Source organism: Deltaproteobacteria bacterium GWC2_65_14, from assembly GCA_001797615.1.
Classification (GTDB): domain Bacteria; phylum Desulfobacterota; class Deferrimicrobia; order Deferrimicrobiales; family Deferrimicrobiaceae; genus GWC2-65-14.
Genome location: MGPV01000037.1, coordinates 5886 through 10486 on the forward strand (window position 1 = coordinate 5886; position 4601 = coordinate 10486).

The 4601-nt window shown below is 63.1% G+C and carries 4 protein-coding genes (1 of these 4 only partly in view); all 4 read right to left on the reverse strand.

Going from position 1 to position 4601, the window contains the following annotated elements; all coding sequences use genetic code 11:
• Positions 1 to 400 precede the first annotated feature (400 nt).
• Entirely contained in the window at positions 401 to 1303 is a 903-nt protein-coding gene (locus tag A2X88_07170) for a hypothetical protein (GenBank protein OGP34145.1), read from the reverse strand.
• Positions 1300 to 3210, reverse strand: a complete 1911-nt coding sequence (locus tag A2X88_07175; protein OGP34146.1) for a hypothetical protein — start codon at positions 3208 to 3210, stop codon at positions 1300 to 1302. The genes A2X88_07170 and A2X88_07175 overlap by 4 nt, the downstream gene beginning before the upstream one ends.
• Entirely contained in the window at positions 3210 to 3713 is a 504-nt protein-coding gene (locus A2X88_07180) for a hypothetical protein (protein ID OGP34147.1), read from the reverse strand. Before A2X88_07180 ends, A2X88_07175 begins: the two co-directional genes overlap by 1 nt.
• A gap of 513 nt (positions 3714 to 4226) precedes the next feature.
• Positions 4227 to 4601, reverse strand: partial view of a hypothetical protein gene (locus tag A2X88_07185; protein OGP34162.1) — the 3' portion only. 1050 nt of this gene lie beyond the right edge of the window; 375 of the gene's 1425 nt are visible here — the last part of the coding sequence; the start codon falls outside the window, past its right edge; it ends in the stop codon at positions 4227 to 4229.

Below are 4601 nucleotides of genomic sequence, written 5' to 3' on the forward strand. Positions count from 1 at the left end.
CCGGAAAGCCCCACCCTGGAGAGGATCGCCCGGGAGCGTTCCCGGATCTCGGACCTTCCCATGGAGTTCAGGTGGCCGCAGAGGGACAGGAATTCCTTCCCGGTCAGGTACTCGTAGAAGTAGGGGTGCTCCGGCATGAACCCGATCCGGCGGCGGGTTTCCGGCCTTCGTCCCGCCTCCTCGCCGAACACGGTGACCGTCCCGGAATCGGCGAAGGCGAGACGGTTCAGGATCTTGATCGTCGTGGTCTTCCCGGCGCCGTTGGGGCCGAGGAACCCGACGATCTCGTTCGGCAGGACGGAAAACGACAGGTCGGAGAGGACGCGCACGCGACTGCGCAAGAAGCCGGTCGGATACGATTTCGAGACCTTCTCCACCGAGACGACCGCCGCCGGGGTGCTCATTGCTTGCGGAACACCTTCAGGCGCGTCGCCACGCGGTTGCTCCTCACGGTGCCGTCAGGCGCGAGGATGTATGCGCCCCCGTTCGGCTCCTCGGGAATCGTCCGGATCAGGCCCGCGCGGACCAGGTCGTCGAGCGCTCCGGGAAGAGCGCCCGCCGCCGCCCGGTACGCGGCCACGGACTTTTCGAGCGCCTGGATGTCCCGCTCGACGATCACCTCCCCGATCCGCCGGTTGAGGATCTCGAGCCGCGCCGGATCGGTCTCCTCCCGGACCATCCGCTCAAGGAACGCGAGGGCGGTCTCCGGGGCTCTCCCCTCCGCGAACATCCGGGCGGCCAGGAGCGGCAGGTACGGGGGGCTCTCCGGGAGGCGCGCCGCCTCCTCCAGGGCTTTCGCCCCCTCGAGCGGATCCCCGAGGGAAAAATACCGCGTATAGCCGATGTAGAACGGAAAGCGCCAGTCGGTCGGATGGCTCTTCGCGCCCCGGTCCAGGATATCCAGCGCCTCCCGGACATGCCGGGGAGAGTCGCCGAGGACCATCCCCCCGAGGATGTACGGAACGACGAATCGGGGATCGAAGTTCCCCACGGCCTGAAGAAGGACGTAGAGCCGGTCATACTCCCCCGGCGCCATGTTCCGCGAGCCCGCGACCTGAACGGCCGAAAGCCACGCGAGGTCGCCGAGGAAGTTCCGGAAGCCGAACGCGAACGCCGGGTTCCTGCTGATCTCGAACAGGAGGCTCTCCCTGGGAGCGTGCCCCTCGACGGTCCTCGCGAAGGAGGACCGTTCCTGAAGGATCCGGGAGGAAAGATGCGCGGACACCAGGAGAAACAACGCGGGAAGGACCCACAGGACGATGGCCGCTCCCCGCGGCGCGGAATACGCTTCCCCGTCCTTCATCGGTCCTCAGGCGGCTCCACCATCCACTTCTCGTTCTCCTCCAGGTGCATGGCCGACGCCCTTCTCCTGCACTCCCCTTCGGCTCGGGACCAGCGGGCGGCGGCCGTTGGATCGGTCCCCCGGGCCAGATCGGCCAGCTTAGCATATCCCCTGCAGAAGTTCGGTTCAACCGAAACGGCGGCTTCGAGGTCCCGTGCGGCCTCATCCATGCGGCCCACGGCATCCAGCACATCCGCCCTGTGCCAGAGAATTTCGACACCGTACGGGTTGATCCGAAGCGCCCCATCCGCCAGCCGAAGCGACATCCATGCATCGGAGGGTTCTCCGCGGAGCCGGAACAGATCGAAGAAAAGCCCGGAGAGACGCAAGGTGTACTTCAGATCGCGGGGAGAGAGATCCCTTGCACGGTCCTCCCACTGAAGCGCCTCAAACATCGACTCCGGGATTTTCCTGACGTTTCGCAAGGAGGAACGCTCCGCAAGGTACCTTCGGTAGTGGACCGCGGAAAGGGCGTCCGGGTAGGAAGAGCGGAACGGGTCCGCGGAGGCCGCCATCCGAAACGCCCGTTCGGCGCCCGAAAGGCCGCCCGCCTTGAGAAGCCGCTGCCCCCGGTCGAAGGCGTAGACTCCCGCGAACGTGGAAACGGTCGCGACCAGGAGCCCCGCGCAGACGGCGATCCCCGCCCACCGGCCCCACGCCGGAATCGTCAGGGCCGGCGCCGATTCCCGCGGCAGGCTGGAAAGGAGCGCCCCCAGCATCACGGCGCCCAGGAAGAAAATCCCGAAGACATGGAAGTTGGCGTTGAAGAGGGCGTGGACGCCCGACAGGACGAGGACACTTGCCGCTCCAACGACCACATGCTTGCGATCCCCCGGAATCTCCCGGCGTTTCCGGACGGCGAGCAGAAGAGGATACGCGAGGACCGCGAGGAACAGGAGAAAGCCGACCGCCCCGAGCCCGGAGAGGATCTCCATGTACTCGCTGTGGGCGGTATCCGCGAACTTGCCGAACCTGCGGAACGCTCCCTCCACCGGGGCCTGGTTCGCGAACCAGTAGTACTTGAATCCTCCGAGACCCACGCCGAACGGGTGATCCAGGAACGTGCGGACCGACGACTTCCAGATGATCCATCGGCTGTAGTTAAACAGGTCGGGCGAGAAGAACCGTCCGGCGGCCCGGAAACCTAGCAGGGTCAGCGCCGGGATTCCGAATCCCGCGAGGATCGCCCCTCCTCTCCGGAAGCCGAACCTGGAGACGAGCAGGACCGCGAACGCGGGAACGGAAGCGAGCAGCACCCCCCGGGAACTGGAGAGGGAAAAAGCGGCGGCCAGGAAGAGGATCGCCACCGCCCCCTCCGCGATTCTCCTGGTATGGACCGCGCCGATCCAGAGGAGCCTGGAGAGACAGAGGATTGAAGCGGCGACCAGGAACTCGGAGAGGTAGTTCGCGTTGTCGAAGGTTCCCCGGGGACGCAGTTCCCCCCCGTGGAACCGCTGGAACAGGGCGATCCCGACCTCCGCGAGCGCGAGCGCCGCCACAACGACAAACGTCGCGTCCCACATCCTCCCGGGATCCCTGCGGAACATCCGGACGGCCCACGCCAGGAGCACGGCGGCGAGCGCGATGTTCAGGGCGTGCTGGAAGGAGACCCAGAAATAAACGGAGGAGAAAGCGTGTCCGACGACGAGGAGAATGAATCCTCCGACTAGTAGGAAATAGGGAGAGACCGGTACAGCCACTCCCCTGCTCCTCCAGAGAAAACAGATCGCCGCTGCGAACCCGCCCGCGCGCAGTACGGCCAGCGGGTACTGGAGCGAGCCGCCGAACCCGAGAACTGCAACAATCGCAAGGAAAAGAAAAAAGGCGGCATCGCTGCCGCCTTTTTCCGGGACCAACGCGATGGGCATTACACGTCGTTGAAGTTGTTCGTCAGGATGTTCCCGTCGGTGATCGTCCACACGTCGAGAGCGGTATCGCTATCAATGTTTCCCTGCGCCCCAGCGGTAAAGGCGTTGGCCGTCCAGGCGGGCGTGGGTCCGCCGGTCCATGCACCGATTGTGACCGTCATATCGCCAAGGTCGGTACCTGAAGTCACCAGGGTGTACCGATACCGGGCTGTGCCGACGGGGTCCCAGTTGACGGTCTGGAAGGTGCCGTAGGAGTTCTGCTCGCCGAAGTAGCCCGTTTCCGCCGTGTAGACCCCCTTGAGGTTCGTCTTGGCCTCCGACTGCTTCGACTTCGCCTGGAACTTGAGGAAGTTCGGGATGGCGATGGCGGCCAGGATCCCGATGATCGCGACGACGATCATCAACTCGATCAGGGTGAAGCCTTTCTTGTTCCTCAGCATTTTGTTTACCCTCCTTCTCCTGGGGTTGAACTCGTTTTGCCAACTAATTGCTGCAACAGGCATGCCTAGTCATGAACCCAGGTCGTCAAATCCCGGCATGTTTTGAATTGTCCTGCCAACGCCTATATACCAGGCGTCGAGCGTCACGTCGGAGTCGATGTTTCCCCATGCACAGGCGGAAAACGATTCGGTATCCGCACCCGGAGTGACCGGCAAACCGCCGGGCACGGATTCTCCTTTTCCGAACAATTCCGTTCCTACCGAGTATGTATAATAATACGTTGTCCCTTCCGGTCTCCAGCGTATCGTATTGAAACTATTTGAAAATGTATTGTATTCCCCGAACCAGGAGAGTTCGGCCTTGTAGATCCCGTCCAGATTGTACTTCGCTTCCGATCGCCTGGTCTTCGAGACGAACTTCAGGAAGTTCGGGACGGCGATCGCGGCGAGGATGGCGATGATCGCGACGACGATCATCAATTCGATCAGCGTGAATCCCTTTTTATCCCGCAAGGTTCGCCCCCATTGTCATCAGCAGGCATAAGATGCGGAGGGAAACTGCAGGGATTGTGCCGTTTACTCGATCCCGTGCTTTTCGAGGCGGTAACGGATGGAACGGAAGGAAATATTGAGCAGCTTGGCCGCTTCGGTCTTGTTCCCCCCCGTCTTTTCGAGCGCCTTGAGGAGCATCGTCTTTTCGAGCCGGTCCATCTCGGCATCGAGCGACACCCCCTCATCCTCCAGGATCTCCGGGGTGAACGGAAGCGTTCCATCATCGCGAGTGACCATTTTTGTCACATTCGGGGGAAACGAGGCCGCCGAGATGACATCTTTTGTCTCTATGATCACCGCACGCTCGAGGATGTTTTCGAGCTCGCGGATGTTCCCCGGGAAGTCGTATGCCAGGAGCGCGCGCATCGCCTCCCCGTCGATCCGGGAGACCGGCTTCCC